Source organism: Marinococcus salis, from assembly GCF_054971365.1.
The window spans coordinates 38292-57732 of record NZ_JBQOJB010000017.1 but is presented as its reverse complement, the minus strand read 5'-3'; the positions used below and the strand labels follow the sequence as shown (position 1 = coordinate 57732).

The window sequence follows — 19441 nt, the reverse complement described above, 5'->3', positions numbered from 1 at the left end:
GCCAGCGTTCGTCCTGAGCCAGGATCAAACTCTCCGTAAAAAGTTTGATGCTGTGGCATCAGTGATGCCCTAAAAAAGTGTTGCTTTTGATTGGGGCTCTGGCTTGTCTTTCCTTTTCAAAGAACGATCTGCCGCTCAAAGCGACAATTAATATCATACCAAGTAGGCAAATGAAAGTCAACAACAATTTATAAATTTTATTATTTCCAGTTGTTGCTTTCCACTTCTCTCGAAAGCGCATGTATAAATATATCACCGTGGCTCTAAGCGGTCAACAATTTTTAATAATTTCTTTAAAAAAATTTAAAAATAAATTAAAGTACAATTATCTATTACCTTCTCTCCTTTTTTATAGGTCTTTCCTTTTTATTCTGATTACTAATTGCGCCGGATTTTATGCTATTCTAGTGGTATGTAAGGGAGAAAGGAGAGAATTGACCATTGGCTGATATCCACTGGAACGATAAAGAATTATTAATCTTTGATCTGGATGGCACGCTATATGAAGATACTGAACACTTTGACTACTATGCTGAACGACTGGGTGCTTTTATTCCAGAAAAAAAGAGGATCACGTTTTTTACCGAATACGACGCTGTTCAAAAAGGTGAACGGGCTCTGCAGATAGGTACAGCTTACGATGCAGAAAAAGACCGGGTGCTCTATCTCGATCCAGTGTCTGCCCAGCCAATCAAAGTGGTCAGTTGGTCCGGAAAAGAAATGGACCCTTCTATATGGAAAAAAGAGTATGCAGGCTTTCCATTCGATTTTGATAAAAAAATAGCTATTGGGGATGGATGGTGGACGCCCCACGCTACTGCCAGACATTTTGGCGTTTCGAAGGAAGAAGCCTATGCTGCTTACGTAGAAACTAAAACATATATGTCATCTGAAGCTTTCCAGTTGTCCCACACGCCTTCACTCCGATCCGGCCTGCAATGGCTCCAATCTAACGGTAAGCAGATGGTGTTAGTTACCAATAGTGATGATGAAGATGCAGAAGCCATTTTGCAGCAATTAAATCTCCATGACCTGCTGCCTCCTTACACTAGAATTACCTCCGCCAATAAGCCGGCAGAAACGAAGGATCATTACAAACAGCTAATGGAAGAATACCGGGTGAATCCCCAGGAAACAATGGTCATCGGAGATAACCTGATGAATGATGTGATGCCCGGGGTTCTCCTTGGAATTGAAAGCATTCATATCAGTCCGTTAACTGAGTTTTCTTCTAAGTATGTTTATACGGTCCCTTCTCTCCAGCAGCCGATGGAAGAGCTTATTCAATATAATAAATAGAAAGAAAAAGAAGCCGCCTGCAAATTTCTGCAGGCGGCTTCTTTTCAATTAACTTTTATTCAGTCGGCACTTTCTTCATAATAGTCGATGCCAGTTCATCATACAGCTCACCAATTGGGTGTTCCGGCTGATATACTGACGGAGCGAACACGCTATCGTCTTCAAGCGGCTGCCCGAGGGGAACCCGGCTTAGGATACCGACTTTTAACTCGTCAGCCAAACGGTCTGCCCCGCCTTCGCCAAAGACGTATTCTTTCTCACCGCTGCGGCTTTCATAATAGGCCATATTCTCAATGATCCCTAATACACGGTGGTTGGTTTTAATCGCCATCGCTCCGGCACGGGCCGCTACAAATGCTGCAGTCGGATGCGGAGTAGTAACAATGATTTCCTGGCTTTCAGGCAGGGTAGTGTGAACATCGAGTGCCACATCTCCTGTGCCTGGTGGAAGATCCAGCAATAGATAATCGAGATCGCCCCACTCTACTTCATTAAAGAAATTATTGAGCATTTTTCCAAGCATAGGGCCTCTCCAGACCACCGGAGCGTTGTCCTCCACAAAGAATCCCATCGATATAACTTTAACTCCAAAACGTTCTACCGGATAGATCCGCTCGTCTTGAACTTTCGGGCGTTCTTCAATGCCCATCATGTCCGGTACGCTGAACCCGTAAATGTCTGCGTCGATAATACCCACTTTTTTTCCGGCACGAGCCAGTGCTACAGCAGTGTTTACTGTAACCGTAGATTTACCAACGCCGCCTTTTCCGCTGGCAATCGTAATAAACTGGGTTTTATTATCCTCAGATAAAATCTTCGGCCCTTCTTCACCTTTGAGACCCCCGGCTTTTTCTACTTCTTCGGGCTCAAGGGTTTCAAAACGGAGCCCTACTGAGTCAGCACCAGCCTCTTTGATCGTATCCACCACCTGCTGCTGCATCTGCATCTGTTCAGGCGTACCTGTTTTCGCCAATGCTATCTTTAAACGCACTTTGCTGTCTTCTTTTACACTGATACTGCGAATACCGCCGGTTTCAGCGATCGGCTTGCCCAAATCAGGATCTTCTATGGACTGAAGTGCTTCGCGCACCTGTTCTTCTGTAATCACATTGCACACCTTCCTTCTCTAGACTATAACTGTAACTATTGGAAACATTCCGTATCTAGCATACCGTTTTTAAGAAGCAGATTTCAAACGTTTACAACTATAACCTGCCGCTTTTCTCTACATATAAACAAATCAGGTAAAAAAACTCCCTCTGCTGAATGCAGAAGGAGTTTTGAGTGAAGAGATGAAATTAACGCTTCGAGAACTGTGGCGCACGACGTGCTGCTTTGAGACCGTATTTTTTACGTTCTTTCATACGTGCATCACGAGTCAGGTAGCCTTCAGATTTCAGTGTAGGACGGAAATCCGGGTCTACTTTCAAGAGGGCGCGTGCTACTCCGTGACGGATCGCACCAGCCTGGCCGGTGAAGCCGCCGCCTCTTACAGTGACTTTAATGTCATAAGAACCTTCCGTGCCAGTAGCAGCGAGTGGCTGCTTTACAACGAGTTTCAATGTTTCAAGGTTGAAATACTCGTCGAGTTCACGGTCGTTTACAGTGATTTTTCCATCGCCTGGCTCAAGAAAAACTCTAGCCGATGAGTTTTTCCGGCGTCCAGTACCGTAGTATTGTACTTGTGCCAAATGTAGTCCCTCCTTTTATTTTAACCGCGCAGTTGCAGTTCTTCTGGTTGTTGTGCGTGATGTTTGTGCTCTGGACCTTCGTATACGAATAACTTCTTGCCTTGTTCACGGCCAAGAGTGTTTTTCGGAAGCATGCCTTTAATAGCAATTTCGAGCATTTTTTCTGGTTTCTCACGGCGCATGTCGTCTGCGCGTGTAGATCTCAGTCCACCCGGATAACCGCTGTGGCGGTGATAATACTTTTGAGAAAGCTTTTTCCCGGTAAGGTGAATTTTCTCTGCATTAATGATAATTACATTATCGCCAACGTCAATGTGCGGGGTGTATTGTGGCTTAGTTTTACCGCGAAGGATTGCAGCGACTTCACTGGCAAGACGTCCGAGTGTCTGGCCTTGTGCGTCTACTACGTACCATTTGCGTTCTACCTCGCCTGGCTTAGCCATGTATGTCGTACGCATAGTTGTTTCCCTCCTAAATCAATTCTCTGCCGATTATATCATCGATCACTTGTCTTATTTACGCTCATCATTCCGTATCCCGGGGCAGTGGGACGTGAAATGCCAAATAACATCGTATAATAACAGGGACCAAATGTCAATGTTAAAACACCAGGAAACGTTGTTTTTTTATAGTCAATTTCCTCCAGAGCCAAATAAGCTTTCAACTGACCTAAAAAGACTGTTAACGCACAACTTTAACTGTCAGTAATTTACCCGCCATAGATACAGCCCATGGCCGGGGGCCGTGTTACCCGCAGCCGCACGCTCTTTTGATTCAATAATAGTTTTTATTTCCTCTGGGCGGCGATTCCCTTTCCCCACCTCAAGAAGCGTCCCTACAGCAATACGAATCATATTGTACAAAAAGCCTGACCCGCGGAACGTAAACCACAGCTCGTCTCCCTCAAGCCTGGCCTCGGCTTCATACACTGTCCGGGTCTTCTCTGTTACATCAGTATTGGAAGCACAAAAGGAAGAAAAGTCGTGCTCTCCTTTAATGTAGTAGGCAGCCCTCTGCACGGCTTCCACATCTGTAGGATAAGGGTAATAAAAAGCATGGTTCCGGCGGAAGACGTCCCTTTCTTTACGTAGTAGCACACAGTACCGGTACTCTTTTTCCACCGCGTCAAAACGTGCGTGAAAATCGTCATCGGCATACACAGAGTGCCAGACGTGGATATCTTTTGGCAGAAAAGTTTCGAGGGCCTTCCCCCATTTATGCTCCGGCAGCTGCAGCGGAGAATCAAAATGGAAGACCTGGCCTTTTGCGTGCACGCCTGAGTCCGTCCTTCCCGAAGCATGAATTGGCACGTGAACTCCTTTATGCATTTTCTGCAGCGCCTCTTCGATTTCTCGCTGGACGGTCCGGCGTCCCGGCTGCACCTGCCAGCCTTCAAAAAACGTACCATCATACGCCACTGTTGCTTTCACTCTCGGCACCGGGCTCTCCTCCTTTCAATTACTGGCGTAAAAACAATAAAATAACTCCAAACACCGCGATCAGGCAACAACACAAAGTATCCCGCCATCCCCACACGAGCAGACGAAGTTTGGTGCGTCCTTCGCCTCCGTTATAGCCGCGGGCCTCCATAGCATAGGCTAAATCTTCCGCCCGGCGGAAAGCACGTACAAATAACGGCACCAAAAGTGAAACAAACGCCTGCATCCGGTCCCGCATGGAGCCTTTGTTGAAGTCAGCACCGCGGGCCGTCTGGGCTTTAATAATTTTTTCTGTTTCCTGCAGCAGCGTAGGAATAAACCGGATCGCAATCGACATCATCATCGCTACATCGTAGGCGGGAAACTTAAAGCGCTCGAGTGGGGAGAACATTTGCTCCAGTGCATCTGTAAGGTCAATCGGGCTTGTCGTCAGCGTTAAGAGCGATGTAAAGTATACGAGCAGCAGCAGACGAAGAGAAATAAACAATCCCTGACGGATGCCTTCCTCATAAAAAGAAAATATACCAATAGAAAAAAGCACCTCGCCGTCTCTTGTGAAAAAAGCATGCAGAAAGAAAGTTAATATTACTAAAATGAATACAGGAAACATCCCCTTGCGAATATACCGAAACGGCACCCCCGAGAGAAAATAAACGGCTATCGCTGCACCTCCAAAAAGCGCGTACCCGTGCCAGCTGTTCACAAGAAAAATAACAATAATTAAAAAAACAACGGCGGCAATTTTCGCCCGGGGGTCCATGTGATGGAGATAGGAGCGCCCGGGCAGGTACTGGCCAATAATGACATTTTCAAACACGCGGCACCCCTCCATTCTGAACCGCCCACTGCCAATAGTCAGCAGCTTCTGCCGGGGAAAGCTGATAATGCGGAAAACGGATGCCGCTGTCCTGTTCAATTTGTTGGAGCACCTGTACCTGTTCCGGAATATCCAGATCCATCTCCTGCAGCTTTTTCCGCTGGGCATAAATAGTTTCGGGCTCTCCCTGCATTTTGATCTCTGCATCCTCCATCACGTACATATACTCAGCAAAGGCGGCCGCTTCTTCCATTTGATGTGTAATCATGATTGTGGTCGGCTGATACGTACGCTGCCAATTCATAAACAGTTTCAGGATTTCTTTTTGTCCCTGGGGATCGAGCCCCGCAGTTGGTTCATCCAAAATAAGAATATCCGGATTGGTGGCAAGCACTCCAGCAATTGCGACCCGCCGCATCTGGCCCCCGCTCAGCTCGAACGGGGAGCGCTTGAGCAGTGACTCACTGAGCCCCACCTGCTGCAGTAGCTCTGGAAGCTTCTTTTGGATTTCCGCTACATCCATCCCTTTATTTTTCGGCCCAAACAACAAATCCTTTTCCACCGTTTCCTCGAACAGCTGATGTTCAGGATACTGAAATACCATGCCGACATGACTCCGCACCGCTTTGACTGTTTTCCGTTTTGTTTTGGCTTCGAGATGATGTTCTCCTACGCTCACCACTCCTGCGGAAGGCTTCAACAGCCCATTGATATGCTGCACGAGCGTCGATTTCCCCGATCCTGTACGCCCTATTACAGCTGTTACTGAAGAAGCACGAAAATACGCATTTACGTTTTTAAGTGCCAGTGTTTCAAAAGGCGTTTTTTGCATGTACACATGGCTTACTTCCTGAAAATTCACATCCATGCTGCTACTCTCCTTCAACCATGGTACGGAGCGTTCGCATATCGATTCTCCGCTTCTTTACTTCCTGATAGAGCTGGTATTTATAGGGAAGTGGCATCCCTTCCGCTTCCATCCATTCCAGCTGATCTGGAATGTTTTTTGTCGTAATATCTTTTTCGATACGCCCTGCTTTCATGAACCAAATACGATCAGACTTAAAAGCTTCTTCGAGATAATGCGTAATGGAGATAATAGTAATACCTGATTCACGGCACAGCCGGCTCATTGTTTCCAAAATTTCTTTTCTGCCGTTTGGATCAAGCATCGAGGTTGATTCATCAAACACCATTACCTGCGGTCGCAAAGCAAGGATCCCAGCTATCGCTGCCCGTTGCTTCTGGCCTCCGGACAGACGGTGCGGCTCCATATGTAAAATTTGTTCAATGTTTACCCATTGGCTGACTTCCTTAATTCGTTCAAGCATCACTTCACGCGGAACACCAGCGTTTTCCATGCCAAAAGCAATATCGTCACGCACTGTCGGCGCCACAAACTGGTGCTCCGGGTTTTGAAAAACCATCCCAACCTCCTGCCGAATCATTTGCAAAGCCTTATCATCCGCGGTGTTTTTTCCTAACACATGCACTGAGCCCTCTGTTGGCTGAGACAGGCCATTAAAAAGACGGGAGAGTGTTGATTTTCCAGAACCGTTAGCTCCTATAATTGAAAGCCATTCCCCGCGATGGACATCTTTGGTTAATCCTTTTAATACCTTTTCATCACTCTCTTCGTATTGATACTCGAGCTCCCGGAGTTCAATAATTGCCATGCCCTCTCCCCTCCCTTTAATGTTCAATTTTTACATAGAAAAAAAGCAAGACGCAGTCTTTACAGACATCGTCCTGCCTCTTTTACCTATAACCTTCATTTGCAAATGAAAGAAATGTATAAACGAGGACTTCCCGTTTATACAAGTTCGATGATAGCCATTTCAGCAGCATCCCCACGGCGCGGTCCAAGTTTCAGTACGCGCGTGTAGCCGCCTTGACGGTCTTCATAACGAGGGCCAATTTCAGAGAACAATTTTTGAACAGCATCCTGTCCTTCTTCATTAGCTGTCTCCTTGCGGACAAATGCAGCGGCCTGACGGCGGGCGTGCAAATCTCCACGTTTTCCGAGAGTAATAATTTTTTCTGCGATCGGCTGTACCTCTTTTGCTTTAGCGTGAGTAGTTTCAATCCGGCCGTTAATAATAAGGTCGGTCGTCAAATCACGAAAGAGTGCTTTTCTTGCCGACGTGTCGCGTCCAAGCTTTGAGTATGGCATTACAATTCCCTCCTTTAATCAAACAAGTATTTATGCTTAGTCCTCTTCGCGTAAACCGAGGCCGAGTTCACCTAATTTTTCCTGAACTTCTTCCAGCGATTTGCGCCCGAGGTTCCGGACTTTCATCATATCTTCCTCTGACTTTTGCGTCAGTTCCTGCACAGTATTGATACCAGCGCGTTTCAGGCAGTTGTAGGAACGCACCGAAAGATCAAGTTCTTCAATCGTCATTTCAAGTACTTTTTCTTTTTGGTCTTCCTCTTTTTCCACCATAATTTCCGCATTCTGTGCTTGGTCGGTCAACCCGATAAAGATATTCAAATGCTCATTCATAATTTTTGCCCCAAGCGATACTGCTTCTTCGGGACGGATGCTTCCGTCTGTCCAAACGTCCAACGTTAACTTATCATAGTTGGTAATTTGTCCGACACGAGTATTCTCCACCTGGTAATTCACACGCTCTACTGGCGTATAAATAGAATCAATAGGAATAACACCAATTGGAAGGTCGTCGCTGTTGTTTCCTTCAGCCGGGACATAGCCGCGCCCGCGATGAGCGGTAAGGCGCATATGCAAATTGGCGTTTTTTGATAATGTGGCAATGTGAAGATCCGGATTCAGGATTTCCACGTCGCTGTCATGCGTAATGTCACGAGCAGTTACTGTACCTTCTCCCTGCACGTCCACCTCGAGCACTTTTTCATCATCAGAGTACACTTTTAAAGCAAGCTTTTTCAAATTCAAAATAATGGTTGTTACGTCTTCAAGTACGCCTTCAATCGTAGAAAACTCATGAAGAACTCCATCGATCTGAACCGTAGAAACTGCTGCTCCCGGTAACGAAGATAAGAGAATACGACGCAGGGAATTCCCCAGGGTAGTACCATAACCACGTTCCAATGGTTCAACAACAAATTTGCCAAACTTGGCATCCTCGCTCACTTCGACCGCTTCAATGTTAGGCTTTTCAATTTCGATCATTTGTTTGCGTACCCTCCTTCAAACGTCGTACATCCGGCAGCCGGTGCCGGAAATAAGGAAAACAGGAAAGCGGACTGCAAAAGCACTCCTTCTAACCTGCATCCTTTGCAATAGTCATGTTCGCTTTCAGTTATGCACGTGGACGTTTTGGCGGGCGGCACCCGTTATGAGGGACTGGTGTTACATCACGAATGACCGTAACTTCTACCCCGGTTGCCTGAAGAGAACGAATTGCAGCTTCACGTCCAGCTCCTGGACCCTTCACTGTAACTTCTACGCTTTTCAATCCGTGTTCCATCGCAGCTTTTGTTGCTGTCTCTGCAGTCATTTGAGCTGCGAACGGAGTGGACTTACGGGAGCCTTTGAAACCAAGCACTCCAGCGCTTGCCCATGCAAGTGTGTTTCCCTGCACGTCCGTAATGTTTACAATCGTGTTGTTAAACGTCGAGCGGATATGAGCCACACCCGACTCTATATTCTTGCGCTGGCGGCGTTTACGTGGTGCGTTCGACTTTGTTTTTGCCATAATAGGTAACCTCCTTTATAAATAAATTATTTGCGTTTGTTTGCTACTGTACGACGCGGGCCTTTACGGGTACGGGAATTGTTTTTCGTGTTTTGTCCGCGAAGCGGCAGCCCACGGCGGTGACGAATTCCACGATAGCTTCCGATTTCCATCAAGCGTTTGATATCGAGGGAAGTTTCACGGCGAAGATCCCCTTCTACCGTATGATTGTTATCAATAGCCGTACGGATACGGGCCAGCTCGTCTTCTGTTAAATCACGTACGCGGGTGTTCTGGTCAACATCAGCTTCGTTCAGAACTGTCACTGCAAGCGACTTGCCAATGCCGTATACGTAAGTGAGTGAAATAGCAATACGCTTATCGCGCGGAATATCTACTCCTGCAACACGTGCCATGCGGGCACCTCCTTTTTATTATCCTTGTCTTTGTTTATGCTTCGGGTTCGAGCAAATTACCATTACCGAACCTTTACGGCGAATAACTTTACAATTGTCACAAATCTTTTTAACGGAAGGTCTTACTTTCATTTCCATTTACCTCCTTCACTGCATGCATGCCATGCATTGGTAAGAGTGCTCAAGAATAACTCTGCGGGTCTATTTATAGCGGTACGTAATACGCCCGCGGGAAAGATCGTACGGTGAAATTTCTACAGTTACTTTATCACCCGGGAGAATCCGGATGAAATGCATACGGATTTTGCCGGAAACATGCGCTAAAATTTTGTGTCCATTTTCAAGCTCAACACGAAACATAGCGTTTGGAAGAGGTTCAATGACCGTGCCTTCCATTTCAATAACATCATCTTTGGCCATGAATTAATTCTCCTTTTCAAATAAGGCTTCTTGTTCAAAAAAGGTGTAAAGAGCGTGCCGGATTTTCGCGTTAGTCACTCGGCCGGTCTCAGTTAAACTTGACTGTACTTCCGGCGAAATATACGAAAGTAATTCTACGTGGGACGTGTTTTTCTTCTTTCCCCGATCGAACTTTCGTCTTTCCCCGTCAGCCAACATGAGAAACTTATCGTCCAGCACGTCAATTACTACCGCGTACTGACCAGCTTCACGCCCCCGGGTCACTCGAACGATTTGTCCCAGATCGGGTCGCCTTGACTCCGAATCTTTCATGCATGCATCCTCTTTTCCTTAGGCTTCGTTAGGATTTAGCAACCTGGCTGCTGTTTTACACGGCCTGGGCTGTCCAACCATCGGAGAGGGTGTATACGTGTTTGCTCTAGGCAAATTCAGTGTACCCCTAAAATGATGGTATTGCATCATGTTCCCGGATCGCATCCGATAAGCAGTTTCATAGTTAATCATGAAACGTTGCTGCCACATCGCACTTCCCGTATTATAACGAGTTTTCGACCCTTTTTACAAACAATCATGCACGAAGGTCTTTCAAGAGTGCTTCAATGTCATGAAATACGTTATCTATATCCTGATCTCCATCGATGTTACGGAGATATCCTTTTTCTTTATAGAAATCAATCAACGGCTGCTGTTGTTCAATGTTTACTTCCAAACGGCGCTTAACCGTTTCTGGTTTATCATCATCGCGCTGAACAAGTTCACTTCCATCTACATCATCAACGCCTTCCTGCTTCGGCGGGTTGTAAATAACATGATACGTTCTGCCGGAGGAAGGGGAAACGCGACGGCCGGTAAGACGTTCTTCAAGTTTTTCTTTTGGAACATCAATGTTCAGTACGTAGTCAAGCTGCCTGCCCATATCCGAAAGCATTTTTTCCAATGCCCCGGCTTGTGCCGGAGTTCTAGGAAAACCATCGAGCAAGAATCCGTTCCGGCAGTCTTCTTTTTGCAAACGTTCTTCAACAATACCGTTTGTGACTTCATCTGGAACTAAATCACCAGCATCCATGTAAGACTTTGCCTGTCTGCCAAGCTCGGTCTCTTCTTTAATGGCTGTGCGGAACATGTCCCCAGTAGAAATGTGGGGAATATTGTATTCTTCACTAATTGTTGCAGCCTGCGTGCCTTTTCCAGCACCCGGCAGCCCCATCAATATCAGATTCACGCTATCTCCTCCAACGACTATTTTACCCGAAGGGAAGCGGCATAGGCGAGCTTCATCTTCGAGGCCAATTCTATTTAATGAAACCGCGATAGTTCCGTTTAACTAACTGGCTTTCTACTTGCTTCATCGTTTCCAAAGCTACCCCTACAACGATTAGAAGGCCTGTGCCGCCAATTTGAATCGACTGTGGGAGACCCATCTGTGTGATGAAAAAGACTGGAATGATGGCAACCACGGTTAAAAACAGGGCTCCGACAAATGTAAGCCTGTAAAGCGTCCGCCGGATGTACTTTTCAGTGGCAAACCCTGGGCGTATGCCAGGAATGTAGCCACCCTGCTTTTTCAGGTTCTCCGTCATTTGTTCGGGATTCACCTGGACAAAGGCATAAAAGTACGTAAACGCAATGATTAAAGCTGCATATACGACCATTCCTATAGGCTGCGTATAATCAAAGTTATTTACAATCCAGTTGGCAATCGCATTTTCCTCACCAATAAAGCTTGCTGCTGTCGGCGGAAAAATAAATAATGCCAACGCAAAAATAACCGGGATAACCCCTGCAGCGTTCACTTTTAAAGGAAGGTGTGTGGACTGTCCGCCAACCGGGCTCCGTCCAACAGTTCGTTTTGCATATTGAATAGGAATTTTGCGCAGCGCCTGCTGTACAAAAATGACGCCTACAATAATAGCAAGAACTGCTACTGCCAGAAGCGCTATAGTGATAATGCCTATATATAACTCTCCGCCAGCATCCTGGATCTGCGTTGCATAAATTTGGTTGATCCCATTAGGAATACCCGCCGCAATACCGGCAAAGATCAGGATAGAGATACCGTTCCCCACACCTTTTGCAGTGATTTGCTCACCAAGCCACATTAAAAAAGCCGTGCCGGCTGTCATTATCAACGCAATAAATATATATTTAGCAACATTTGGGTTCGGAATAAGGCCTGGAAAATAGTTGTTAAACCCAACAGACATTCCAAGTCCCTGAACAAATGCAAGAACAATAGTGAAATAACGGGTAAACTGATTCAGTTTCCGTCTTCCTGTTTCCCCCTGTTTTGCCCATTCCGAAAATCTAGGCACAACGTCCATACGAAGCAATTGTACCACAATTGAAGCGGTAATGTATGGCATGACGCCCATCGCAAATATGGAATACTGCGACAGCGCCCCGCCTCCAAACGTGTTCAAAAAGCCAAATGCACTTGCTTCATCAGAGAAATTCAGCACCTGACGGTTTGTCCCAGGCACCGGAATAAAACTTCCGATCCGAAATATAATCAACATGACTAAGGTGAACAACACCTTGTTTCGAATGTCACTCACACGAAACATGTTGATAATCGTGCGGAACATTAGACCACCTCGGTTTTTCCGCCCGCTGCTTCAATTGCTTGCACTGCTGAAGCAGAGAACTTGTTCGCGTGCACTTGAAGCTCTTTCTCCAACTTGCCGTTGCCTAGAATTTTCACGCCATCTTTGTATTTGCTGATTACGCCTTTTTCAAGCAACGTCTCTGGAGTAATTGTTGTACCATTGTCGAAGCTGTTGAGCGTTTCCACATTTACAATAGCATAGTCTTTACGATTAATGTTCGTAAAGCCGCGTTTTGGCAGACGCTTGAAGATAGGGTTTTGCCCACCTTCAAAACCTGGACGTACACCACCGCCGGAACGAGCGTTCTGTCCTTTATGTCCGCGGCCGGAAGTTTTGCCGTTGCCGGAAGCCGGTCCCCGGCCAACACGGTTACGCTGTTTGTTTTTGCCTTTTGCAGGCTGAAGTTCGTGGAGTTTCATGATGCCACCTCCCTGTCATTTAGGAATGAGATTTATTGGTCCAGTTCTTTTACCGTCAGCAAGTGAGACACTTTATTCACCATACCGCGGATTGCAGGATTGTCTTCTTTTACTACCGTACGGTTTATTTTATGCAAACCAAGTGTACGGACTGTTACGCGCTGATCTTCCGGACGTCCGATCATGCTGCGGCTAAGGGTAATTTCCAATTGTTTGGCCATTTGCTTTCCCCCCTTATCCTAACAATTCTTCGACGCTCTTACCACGCAATTTAGCTACTTCTTCTGCTGTTTTCAAAGAAGTTAATCCGTCGATAGTAGCGCGAACCATGTTAATAGGATTGTTGGAACCAAGAGATTTCGACAGAATGTCCTGTACGCCGCCAAGCTCTAAGATGGCACGTACTGGTCCGCCAGCGATCACTCCGGTACCTTCAGATGCAGGCTTCAACAGAACGTTGCCTGCGCCAAAGTGACCAGTGATTTCGTGTGGAATAGTTGTTCCTACGATAGGAATTTGCACAAGGTCCTTTTTAGCATTTTCTACCGCTTTACGGATTGCTTCCGGTACTTCGAGAGCTTTCCCCTGGCCAAAGCCGACATGGCCGTTACGGTCTCCAACTACTACGAGTGCTGCAAAGCGGAAGTTACGTCCACCTTTTACCACTTTTGCCACACGATTGATAGTTACAACGCGTTCTTCAAGTTCCAGTTTGTTCGGATCAATACCTTGCATTCTTGTCCCTCCCTTGCTTTTTAGAATTTTAGTCCGTTTTCCCGGGCTGCTTCAGCGAGTTCTTGAACACGGCCGTGATAAACAAATCCACCCCGGTCAAAAACGACTGTATCATAGCCTTTTTCCGTAGCACGCTTGGCGAGAGTTTCCCCGATTTTACGGGCTGCCTCTTTATTGCCGCCATTTTCGATTCCGGAATTTCTTTCCATTGTCGAAGCTGCTACCAGTGTCACCCCTGCTTCGTCGTCGATCAGCTGCGCATAGATATGCTTTGCAGAACGGAAAACGTTCAGGCGAGGGCGTTCTGGTGTACCGCTGATTTTACGGCGGATACTCATATGGCGTTTTTTGCGTTTTTCATAGCTTGTTGCTTGAGCCATCGTACAGTTCCTCCTTTCGTGCTTGTTACGATGTTAATTAACAATTATTTACCCGTCTTACCTTCTTTACGGCGAACTTCTTCTCCTTCGTAGCGGATTCCTTTGCCTTTATATGGTTCAGGAAGACGTACAGAGCGAATGTTGGACGCTACAGCACCAACGCGTTCTTTATCAATACCGCGAACGGTCACTTTTGTGTTAGAAGGCACTTCAATATCGATTCCTTCCTCGGAAACGAATTCTACCGGGTGGGAGTAACCAACGTTTAGTACCAGCTTTTCACCGGATTTCTGCGCACGATAACCTACACCGACGAGCTCAAGATTCTTTTCATAACCTTTTGTTACGCCTTCTACCATGTTGTTTACAAGGCTTCGGGTCGTACCGTGGAGCGAGCGGTGCTCTTTATTATCAGAATGGCGTTCGAAAGTTACTTCCGACTCTCCAAGATTCACAGTGATAACCGGGTGAAGTTCACGGCTCAATTCACCTTTTGGTCCTTTGACTGTAACTGTATTTCCATCTTTAGCGATTGTCACGCCTTCTGGAATTTCGATTGGTTTCAGGCCAATACGAGACATACTGCACACCTCCGTTCTTTATAACGATTTTATTACCAAACGTATGCGAGAACTTCGCCGCCCACGTTTTGCTTTCTTGCTTCTTTATCAGACATAACGCCTTTAGATGTAGAAATTACTGCGATACCAAGTCCGCCCAGCACTTTAGGAACCTCGTTGGATCCTGCATAAACACGGAGACCTGGTTTACTGATACGTTTGATACCAGAAATAACTTTTTTGTTTTCTGTACCAGTTTTTAAGAATAAGCGGATCATTCCCTGTTTTTTATCATCGACATATTCAACGTCGCGAATGAAACCTTCCAGCTTGAGGATTTCAGCGATTTCTTTTTTCAGGTTCGATGCAGGAAATTCTACTTTCTCGTGGTTCACCATGTTTGCGTTGCGGATACGAGTCAGCATATCAGCAATCGGATCTGTCATGACCATTTGAATACCTCCCTCCCAGTTACGGGGTCGTGCGCCGGCTGCTGCCGGCGTTTACGTGAATAATTTATTTTTGAAACGGCATGCCCATTTGATTGAGCAGTTCGTAAGATTCTTCATCAGTCGAAGCAGTAGTAACGATAACGATATCCATTCCGCGTACTTTTTCTACCTGATCGTAGGAAATTTCCGGGAAGATCAATTGTTCACGTACACCGAGTGTGTAGTTGCCACGGCCGTCAAATGCTTTGTTTGACACCCCGCGGAAGTCACGGACACGTGGAAGCGTGACGTGGATTAATTTTTCCAGGAAGTCATACATACGTGCACCGCGCAAAGTTACCTTTGCACCGATTGGCATACCTTCACGAAGTTTAAATCCTGCAATAGAACGTTTTGCTTTTGTAATCAAAGGCTTCTGCCCGCTGATTGCTTCCAGCTCTTCTACTGCTTTATCCAATGAGCGAGGGTTTTGTACTGCTTCCCCGACACCCATGTTAATAACAATTTTATCAACCTTCGGTACTCCCATTACGGAAGAATAGTCGAATTTCTCGTGCAGACTCGGTACGATTGATGTTTGATACTTTTCTTTTAAAGCGTTCATTCGTGTGACCTCCTCTCGTCCTTTGTCTTACTTAGTTCAGGGCTTCACCTGATTTTTTGGCGACACGTACTTTTTTGCCGTTCTCTACCTTGTGACCAACCCGTGTTGGTTCGCCGGATTTCGGATCAAGCGGCATAACGTTTGATACGTGAATGGCAGCTTCTTGGTTTAAGATACCGCCTTGTGGGTTTTCCTGGGAAGGCTTCGCATGTTTTTTCACGATGTTCACACCTTCAACGATTACACGCTCCTGCGCAGGCATTGCTTTAAGGATTACGCCTTCTTTGCCTTTATCCTTGCCGCTGATTACTTTTACTTTTTCACCCTGTTTAACATGAAGCTTATTTTGGGCCATTTTCGCACCTCCTTAACGGGACATCACGACTTCGCATGATATTTGTATTACAGCACTTCCGGTGCAAGGGAGATAATTTTCATATACTGCTCGTCACGAAGCTCTCTTGCTACTGGACCAAAGATACGTGTTCCACGTGGTCCTTTGTCCGTACGTACGATTACGGCTGCGTTTTCGTCAAAGCGAATGTAAGAACCGTCTGGACGGCGGACGCCGCTGCGGGAACGTACAATAACTGCCTGGACAATCTCGCCTTTTTTGACAACGCCCCCTGGTGTTGCTTGTTTGACAGAGCACGTAATCATGTCACCGATGTTAGCAGTTTTACGGCCGGAACCGCCTAGAACTTTTATACACTGGACTTCGCGGGCACCAGAGTTATCCGCTACTCTTAAGCGTGATTCTTGTTGGATCATAGGTCACGGTACCTCCTTTCTTTAAAAACGATTTAAAGAATAACTGATTCTTCTATTACTTTCACGAGACGAAAACGCTTGTCTTTCGACAATGGGCGGGTTTCCATGATTTGGACGATATCGCCAACTTTTGCAATGTTTTCTTCATCGTGGGCTTTAAACTTTTTGGAGTCTCTGACACGTTTGCCGTACAACGGGTCTTTTTTATACGTTTCAACAACAACGGCAATCGTTTTATCCATTTTATCGGATGTCACGCGACCGTTATAAACCTTACGGTTGTTACGTTCTTCAGCCATATTGGTTTAACCTCCTTTTCCTTTTAGCCTTTGTTCATCCCGAGTTCACGTTCACGCAAAACGGTTTTGGCACGTGCAATATCTTTTCTTACGGTACGGATGCGGGCGGGATTTTCCAACTGACCGGTTGCTAATTGAAAACGAAGGTTAAAAAGTTCTTCTTTCAGGCTTTTCGTCTGATCTTCGATTTCAGTTGTGGTTAGATCTCTCAATTCATTAGCTCTCATTTGCCTCACCACCCACTTCTTCGCGTTTCACAAATTTCGTTTTGACCGGTAACTTGTGAGCTGCAAGTCTCAATGCCTCACGGGCAACCTCTTCGTTAACCCCGGCAATTTCAAACATGATTTTCCCTGGTTTTACAACTGCTACCCAGCCTTCAGGAGAACCTTTACCGGAACCCATGCGGACTTCAAGGGGTTTAGCTGTGTATGGCTTATCCGGGAAAATTTTAATCCAGACTTTACCGCCACGTTTCATATAACGGGTCATAGCAATACGTGCAGATTCAATCTGGCGGTTCGTAATCCAGGAAGCTTCGACTGCCTGCAGTCCGTATTCACCAAAAGTGATCTCTTTGCCGCCTTTTGCACGGCCTCTCATTTTGCCACGGTGTTCGCGACGATATTTTACGCGTTTTGGCAATAACATATTATTTGCCTCCTTCCTCTTGATTCGTTCCTTTCGTTGGAAGGACTTCTCCGCGATAAATCCAGATTTTCACACCTAGTTTACCGTACGTTGTGTCTGCTTCTGCAGTGCCGTAATCAATGTCAGCACGCAACGTATGGAGAGGTACTGTTCCTTCACTGTATCTTTCAGAGCGGGCGATGTCAGCGCCGCCTAAGCGTCCATTTACTTCTGTACGGATCCCTTTTGCTCCTGCGCGCATCGTACGCTGAATGGATTGTTTCATAGCACGACGGAAAGAAATGCGGTTTTCAAGCTGGCGGGCAATGTTTGCCGCTACGAGACGGGCATCCATATCTGCCTGTTTTACTTCTGCGATGTTAATGTGTACTCGCTTGCCAGTCAAGTTATTCAATTCTTTACGAAGCGACTCTACTTCTGAACCTCCACGGCCGATAACCATGCCTGGTTTCGCAGTGTGGATCGTAATGTTTACACGGTTTGCCGCACGTTCAATTTCTACTGTGGAAATTGAAGCGTCCACGAGCTTCGTTTCGATGTGGCGGCGTACTCTGTAGTCTTCATGAAGCAAATTCGCGTATTCTTTTTCCGAATACCATTTCGATTCCCAATCACGGATGACTCCAACACGAAGTCCGATAGGATTAACTTTTTGTCCCACGCGTTATCCCTCCTTTTTTTCTTCGACGATTACAGTAATGTGGCTCGTACGTTTGTTAATGCGGCTTGCGCGTCCCATTGCCCGTGGGCGGAAACGTTTGAGTGTTACTCCTTCGTCTACGAATGCTTGGCTGATGTAAAGATTTTCTGGTTCCATCTCATAGTTGTGCTCTGCGTTGGCGATGGCAGAGTTAATAACTTTCTCAACAATCGGAGACGCCGATTTTGGCGTGTTCTTAAGGATGGCAATAGCTTCTCCGACGGATCTTCCCCGGACTAGGTCTATCACAAGACGAGCCTTGCGGGGGGCGATACGGATCTGCTTTGCTACTGCTTTTGCTTCCATGTTTCTTTACCTCCCCTCAGGTCTTATCTTTTCGTTTTTCTATCGTCATTTTTATGGCCTTTAAATGTTCTCGTTGGTGCGAATTCACCAAGTTTATGGCCTACCATATCTTCAGATACATAAACAGGTACGTGCTTGCGTCCGTCGTACACTGCAATCGTGTGGCCGACAAATTCCGGAAATACTGTGGAACGGCGCGACCAGGTACGAATAACTTCTTTATTGTCCGATTCGTTCAGTCTCTCGATTTTATTCATCAAGTGCAAGTCGACGAAAGGTCCTTTTTTTAAACTACGACCCATGAGAGAACCTCCTTTCGCGATTAACCTGCGATTCCGGAGAACCGCAGCTTCATCTTTTTATTATTTTTTCTTACGGCGACGGCCCCGTACGATATATTTATTAGAATCTTTATTGCGTTTTCTTGTTTTATAGCCAACTGCTGGCTGACCCCAAGGGGATACAGGTGCAACGCGTCCGATTGGTGCACGGCCTTCACCACCACCGTGTGGGTGATCGCTAGGGTTCATTGCGGAACCACGAACGTGTGGACGTTTGTTTAACCAACGGGAACGACCGGCTTTACCGATGTTCACCAGTTCATGCTCTACGTTGCCAACCTGGCCGACAGTTGCGCGGCAGGAAGCAAGGATTAAGCGAGTTTCTCCGGAACGAAGACGCACAAGTACGTACTTACCTTCTTTACCGAGAACCTGTGCTTCAGCACCAGCAGAACGAACGAGCTGTCCGCCGCGGCCCGGCTTCAATTCGATGTTGTGAATAACAGTACCAACTGGGATATCACGGAGATCAAGTGCGTTACCAAGTTTAATATCTGCATTCGAACCAGCCATGATTTCCTGGCCGATTTTCAGCCCTTTTGGAGCAAGGATGTACCGTTTTTCGCCATCAACGTAGTTGATAAGCGCAATATTTGCTGAACGGTTTGGATCATACTCGATTTCAGCAACTTTACCTGGTACGTCATTTTTATTACGTTTAAAGTCAATAACGCGGTATTGACGTTTATGCCCGCCGCCCTGGTGACGACTGGTCATACGACCCTGGTTATTACGGCCGCCTTTTTTGTGAAGCGGCTCAAGCAGCGAACGCTCTGGTGTTTCTGAAGTGACTTCGCTGTGCTTGTTTACCGACATGTGACGGCGGCCGTTTGTGGTCGGTTTATACTTTTGAATAGCCATGCTCATTTCCCTCCT

General features: G+C 46.3%; 33 protein-coding genes. 1 reads left to right on the top strand and 32 read right to left on the bottom strand.

What is annotated here, in order from left to right:
- Window positions 1-441 precede the first annotated feature (441 nt).
- Window positions 442-1299 (top strand): HAD family hydrolase, encoded by an 858-nt coding sequence (locus tag ACTTK6_RS13060; RefSeq protein WP_462833621.1) that lies wholly within the window; start codon window positions 442-444, stop codon window positions 1297-1299.
- A 55-nt stretch (window positions 1300-1354) separates the two neighbouring features.
- Here ACTTK6_RS13060 and ACTTK6_RS13055 read toward each other — a convergent pair whose 3' ends face one another.
- The 32 genes from ACTTK6_RS13055 to rplB form a co-directional block, all read right to left on the bottom strand.
- Window positions 1355-2407, bottom strand: coding sequence for a P-loop NTPase (locus tag ACTTK6_RS13055; RefSeq protein WP_094908827.1), 1053 nt, complete (start codon window positions 2405-2407; stop codon window positions 1355-1357).
- Between the two features lie 190 nt (window positions 2408-2597).
- Window positions 2598-2990 carry a 30S ribosomal protein S9 gene (gene rpsI / locus ACTTK6_RS13050; protein ID WP_022794501.1) on the bottom strand — a complete coding sequence of 131 codons (393 nt, stop codon included), beginning with the start codon at window positions 2988-2990 and terminating at the stop codon, window positions 2598-2600.
- 20 nt (window positions 2991-3010) lie between these two features.
- Window positions 3011-3448: a 50S ribosomal protein L13 gene (gene rplM / locus ACTTK6_RS13045; RefSeq protein ID WP_079475134.1), complete on the bottom strand. Its 438-nt coding sequence runs from the start codon at window positions 3446-3448 to the stop codon at window positions 3011-3013.
- Window positions 3449-3691: 243 nt separating this feature from the next.
- Window positions 3692-4429, bottom strand: coding sequence for a tRNA pseudouridine(38-40) synthase TruA (gene truA, locus ACTTK6_RS13040; RefSeq protein ID WP_462833619.1), 738 nt, complete (start codon window positions 4427-4429; stop codon window positions 3692-3694).
- 19 nt (window positions 4430-4448) lie between these two features.
- Entirely contained in the window at window positions 4449-5246 is a 798-nt protein-coding gene (locus tag ACTTK6_RS13035) for an energy-coupling factor transporter transmembrane component T family protein (RefSeq protein ID WP_462833618.1), read from the bottom strand.
- Window positions 5239-6114, bottom strand: a complete 876-nt coding sequence (locus ACTTK6_RS13030; RefSeq protein WP_462833617.1) for an energy-coupling factor transporter ATPase — start codon at window positions 6112-6114, stop codon at window positions 5239-5241. Before ACTTK6_RS13030 ends, ACTTK6_RS13035 begins: the two co-directional genes overlap by 8 nt.
- Before the next feature lie 4 nt (window positions 6115-6118).
- Window positions 6119-6922 (bottom strand): energy-coupling factor transporter ATPase, encoded by an 804-nt coding sequence (locus tag ACTTK6_RS13025; RefSeq protein ID WP_462833616.1) that lies wholly within the window; start codon window positions 6920-6922, stop codon window positions 6119-6121.
- 137 nt (window positions 6923-7059) lie between these two features.
- Window positions 7060-7419: a 50S ribosomal protein L17 gene (gene rplQ, locus ACTTK6_RS13020; RefSeq protein ID WP_022794495.1), complete on the bottom strand. Its 360-nt coding sequence runs from the start codon at window positions 7417-7419 to the stop codon at window positions 7060-7062.
- A gap of 36 nt (window positions 7420-7455) precedes the next feature.
- A complete protein-coding gene (locus ACTTK6_RS13015) occupies window positions 7456-8400 on the bottom strand; it encodes a DNA-directed RNA polymerase subunit alpha (RefSeq protein WP_079475128.1) in 945 nt (314 codons plus the stop codon).
- A gap of 130 nt (window positions 8401-8530) precedes the next feature.
- On the bottom strand, window positions 8531-8926 hold the full coding sequence (gene rpsK / locus ACTTK6_RS13010) for a 30S ribosomal protein S11 (RefSeq protein WP_079475127.1): 396 nt from the start codon (window positions 8924-8926) through the stop codon (window positions 8531-8533).
- Between the two features lie 26 nt (window positions 8927-8952).
- Complete coding sequence (gene rpsM / locus ACTTK6_RS13005) at window positions 8953-9321, bottom strand: 30S ribosomal protein S13 (protein WP_079475126.1); 369 nt, start codon at window positions 9319-9321, stop codon at window positions 8953-8955.
- 18 nt (window positions 9322-9339) lie between these two features.
- On the bottom strand, window positions 9340-9453 hold the full coding sequence (rpmJ, locus tag ACTTK6_RS13000) for a 50S ribosomal protein L36 (protein WP_079475125.1): 114 nt from the start codon (window positions 9451-9453) through the stop codon (window positions 9340-9342).
- Window positions 9454-9522: 69 nt separating this feature from the next.
- Window positions 9523-9741 (bottom strand): translation initiation factor IF-1, encoded by a 219-nt coding sequence (infA, locus tag ACTTK6_RS12995; RefSeq protein WP_026702375.1) that lies wholly within the window; start codon window positions 9739-9741, stop codon window positions 9523-9525.
- A gap of 3 nt (window positions 9742-9744) precedes the next feature.
- The gene (locus tag ACTTK6_RS12990; RefSeq protein WP_143745403.1) at window positions 9745-10053 is read right to left on the bottom strand and encodes a KOW domain-containing RNA-binding protein; all 309 of its coding nucleotides are present in this window, start codon (window positions 10051-10053) and stop codon (window positions 9745-9747) included.
- A gap of 256 nt (window positions 10054-10309) precedes the next feature.
- Window positions 10310-10963, bottom strand: coding sequence for an adenylate kinase (locus ACTTK6_RS12985; protein WP_079475124.1), 654 nt, complete (start codon window positions 10961-10963; stop codon window positions 10310-10312).
- A gap of 70 nt (window positions 10964-11033) precedes the next feature.
- Complete coding sequence (secY, locus tag ACTTK6_RS12980; RefSeq protein WP_462833615.1) at window positions 11034-12326, bottom strand: preprotein translocase subunit SecY; 1293 nt, start codon at window positions 12324-12326, stop codon at window positions 11034-11036.
- Complete coding sequence (gene rplO, locus ACTTK6_RS12975) at window positions 12326-12766, bottom strand: 50S ribosomal protein L15 (protein ID WP_079475122.1); 441 nt, start codon at window positions 12764-12766, stop codon at window positions 12326-12328. The genes secY and rplO overlap by 1 nt, the downstream gene beginning before the upstream one ends.
- Window positions 12767-12798: 32 nt before the next feature.
- A complete protein-coding gene (gene rpmD / locus ACTTK6_RS12970; protein ID WP_079475121.1) occupies window positions 12799-12987 on the bottom strand; it encodes a 50S ribosomal protein L30 in 189 nt (62 codons plus the stop codon).
- A 13-nt stretch (window positions 12988-13000) separates the two neighbouring features.
- Window positions 13001-13501 (bottom strand): 30S ribosomal protein S5, encoded by a 501-nt coding sequence (rpsE, locus tag ACTTK6_RS12965; RefSeq protein ID WP_079475120.1) that lies wholly within the window; start codon window positions 13499-13501, stop codon window positions 13001-13003.
- 20 nt (window positions 13502-13521) lie between these two features.
- Complete coding sequence (gene rplR / locus ACTTK6_RS12960; RefSeq protein WP_079475119.1) at window positions 13522-13881, bottom strand: 50S ribosomal protein L18; 360 nt, start codon at window positions 13879-13881, stop codon at window positions 13522-13524.
- Between the two features lie 44 nt (window positions 13882-13925).
- Window positions 13926-14462 carry a 50S ribosomal protein L6 gene (gene rplF / locus ACTTK6_RS12955; RefSeq protein WP_079475118.1) on the bottom strand — a complete coding sequence of 179 codons (537 nt, stop codon included), beginning with the start codon at window positions 14460-14462 and terminating at the stop codon, window positions 13926-13928.
- 32 nt (window positions 14463-14494) lie between these two features.
- A complete protein-coding gene (rpsH, locus tag ACTTK6_RS12950; protein WP_079475117.1) occupies window positions 14495-14893 on the bottom strand; it encodes a 30S ribosomal protein S8 in 399 nt (132 codons plus the stop codon).
- 64 nt (window positions 14894-14957) lie between these two features.
- Window positions 14958-15497 (bottom strand): 50S ribosomal protein L5, encoded by a 540-nt coding sequence (rplE, locus tag ACTTK6_RS12945; RefSeq protein WP_079475116.1) that lies wholly within the window; start codon window positions 15495-15497, stop codon window positions 14958-14960.
- Window positions 15498-15528: 31 nt separating this feature from the next.
- Window positions 15529-15852 (bottom strand): 50S ribosomal protein L24, encoded by a 324-nt coding sequence (rplX, locus tag ACTTK6_RS12940; protein WP_079475115.1) that lies wholly within the window; start codon window positions 15850-15852, stop codon window positions 15529-15531.
- Between the two features lie 47 nt (window positions 15853-15899).
- The gene (rplN, locus tag ACTTK6_RS12935) at window positions 15900-16268 is read right to left on the bottom strand and encodes a 50S ribosomal protein L14 (protein ID WP_079475114.1); all 369 of its coding nucleotides are present in this window, start codon (window positions 16266-16268) and stop codon (window positions 15900-15902) included.
- Between the two features lie 32 nt (window positions 16269-16300).
- A complete protein-coding gene (gene rpsQ / locus ACTTK6_RS12930) occupies window positions 16301-16567 on the bottom strand; it encodes a 30S ribosomal protein S17 (RefSeq protein WP_079475113.1) in 267 nt (88 codons plus the stop codon).
- 23 nt (window positions 16568-16590) lie between these two features.
- Window positions 16591-16794 carry a 50S ribosomal protein L29 gene (gene rpmC, locus ACTTK6_RS12925; RefSeq protein ID WP_079475112.1) on the bottom strand — a complete coding sequence of 68 codons (204 nt, stop codon included), beginning with the start codon at window positions 16792-16794 and terminating at the stop codon, window positions 16591-16593.
- Window positions 16784-17218 carry a 50S ribosomal protein L16 gene (gene rplP, locus ACTTK6_RS12920; RefSeq protein ID WP_079475111.1) on the bottom strand — a complete coding sequence of 145 codons (435 nt, stop codon included), beginning with the start codon at window positions 17216-17218 and terminating at the stop codon, window positions 16784-16786. Before rplP ends, rpmC begins: the two co-directional genes overlap by 11 nt.
- A 1-nt stretch (window position 17219) precedes the next feature.
- On the bottom strand, window positions 17220-17879 hold the full coding sequence (rpsC, locus tag ACTTK6_RS12915) for a 30S ribosomal protein S3 (protein ID WP_079475110.1): 660 nt from the start codon (window positions 17877-17879) through the stop codon (window positions 17220-17222).
- A gap of 3 nt (window positions 17880-17882) precedes the next feature.
- Window positions 17883-18224, bottom strand: coding sequence for a 50S ribosomal protein L22 (gene rplV, locus ACTTK6_RS12910; RefSeq protein WP_022794473.1), 342 nt, complete (start codon window positions 18222-18224; stop codon window positions 17883-17885).
- Window positions 18225-18247: 23 nt separating this feature from the next.
- Window positions 18248-18526 (bottom strand): 30S ribosomal protein S19, encoded by a 279-nt coding sequence (gene rpsS / locus ACTTK6_RS12905; RefSeq protein ID WP_079475109.1) that lies wholly within the window; start codon window positions 18524-18526, stop codon window positions 18248-18250.
- A gap of 60 nt (window positions 18527-18586) precedes the next feature.
- Window positions 18587-19426, bottom strand: a complete 840-nt coding sequence (gene rplB, locus ACTTK6_RS12900; protein WP_079475108.1) for a 50S ribosomal protein L2 — start codon at window positions 19424-19426, stop codon at window positions 18587-18589.
- Window positions 19427-19441: the final 15 nt, after the last annotated feature.

Coding starts and splice junctions, on each gene's coding strand:
- rpsQ (WP_079475113.1), bottom strand. CDS start 16,567: ATGGCTGAAGAACGTAACAACCGTAAGGTTTATAACGGTCGCGTGACA.
- ACTTK6_RS12990 (WP_143745403.1), bottom strand. CDS start 10,053: ATGAAAGATTCGGAGTCAAGGCGACCCGATCTGGGACAAATCGTTCGA.
- ACTTK6_RS13030 (WP_462833617.1), bottom strand. CDS start 6,114: ATGGATGTGAATTTTCAGGAAGTAAGCCATGTGTACATGCAAAAAACG.
- ACTTK6_RS13015 (WP_079475128.1), bottom strand. CDS start 8,400: ATGATCGAAATTGAAAAGCCTAACATTGAAGCGGTCGAAGTGAGCGAG.
- rplP (WP_079475111.1), bottom strand. CDS start 17,218: ATGTTATTGCCAAAACGCGTAAAATATCGTCGCGAACACCGTGGCAAA.
- rplM (WP_079475134.1), bottom strand. CDS start 3,448: ATGCGTACGACATACATGGCTAAGCCAGGCGAGGTAGAACGCAAATGG.
- rpsE (WP_079475120.1), bottom strand. CDS start 13,501: ATGCAAGGTATTGATCCGAACAAACTGGAACTTGAAGAACGCGTTGTA.
- ACTTK6_RS13025 (WP_462833616.1), bottom strand. CDS start 6,922: ATGGCAATTATTGAACTCCGGGAGCTCGAGTATCAATACGAAGAGAGT.
- rpmJ (WP_079475125.1), bottom strand. CDS start 9,453: ATGAAAGTAAGACCTTCCGTTAAAAAGATTTGTGACAATTGTAAAGTT.
- rplN (WP_079475114.1), bottom strand. CDS start 16,268: ATGATCCAACAAGAATCACGCTTAAGAGTAGCGGATAACTCTGGTGCC.
- rpmC (WP_079475112.1), bottom strand. CDS start 16,794: ATGAGAGCTAATGAATTGAGAGATCTAACCACAACTGAAATCGAAGAT.
- rpsM (WP_079475126.1), bottom strand. CDS start 9,321: ATGGCACGTGTTGCAGGAGTAGATATTCCGCGCGATAAGCGTATTGCT.
- rpmD (WP_079475121.1), bottom strand. CDS start 12,987: ATGGCCAAACAATTGGAAATTACCCTTAGCCGCAGCATGATCGGACGT.
- rplB (WP_079475108.1), bottom strand. CDS start 19,426: ATGGCTATTCAAAAGTATAAACCGACCACAAACGGCCGCCGTCACATG.
- rpsH (WP_079475117.1), bottom strand. CDS start 14,893: ATGGTCATGACAGATCCGATTGCTGATATGCTGACTCGTATCCGCAAC.
- infA (WP_026702375.1), bottom strand. CDS start 9,741: ATGGCCAAAGATGATGTTATTGAAATGGAAGGCACGGTCATTGAACCT.
- rplV (WP_022794473.1), bottom strand. CDS start 18,224: ATGGAAGCAAAAGCAGTAGCAAAGCAGATCCGTATCGCCCCCCGCAAG.
- rplX (WP_079475115.1), bottom strand. CDS start 15,852: ATGGCCCAAAATAAGCTTCATGTTAAACAGGGTGAAAAAGTAAAAGTA.
- rplF (WP_079475118.1), bottom strand. CDS start 14,462: ATGTCTCGTATTGGCCTGAAACCAATCGAAATTCCAGAAGGCGTGACA.
- rplR (WP_079475119.1), bottom strand. CDS start 13,881: ATGGCTCAAGCAACAAGCTATGAAAAACGCAAAAAACGCCATATGAGT.
- rplO (WP_079475122.1), bottom strand. CDS start 12,766: ATGAAACTCCACGAACTTCAGCCTGCAAAAGGCAAAAACAAACAGCGT.
- rpsS (WP_079475109.1), bottom strand. CDS start 18,526: ATGGGTCGTAGTTTAAAAAAAGGACCTTTCGTCGACTTGCACTTGATG.
- rplE (WP_079475116.1), bottom strand. CDS start 15,497: ATGAACGCTTTAAAAGAAAAGTATCAAACATCAATCGTACCGAGTCTG.
- secY (WP_462833615.1), bottom strand. CDS start 12,326: ATGTTCCGCACGATTATCAACATGTTTCGTGTGAGTGACATTCGAAAC.
- rpsK (WP_079475127.1), bottom strand. CDS start 8,926: ATGGCAAAAACAAAGTCGAACGCACCACGTAAACGCCGCCAGCGCAAG.
- rplQ (WP_022794495.1), bottom strand. CDS start 7,419: ATGCCATACTCAAAGCTTGGACGCGACACGTCGGCAAGAAAAGCACTC.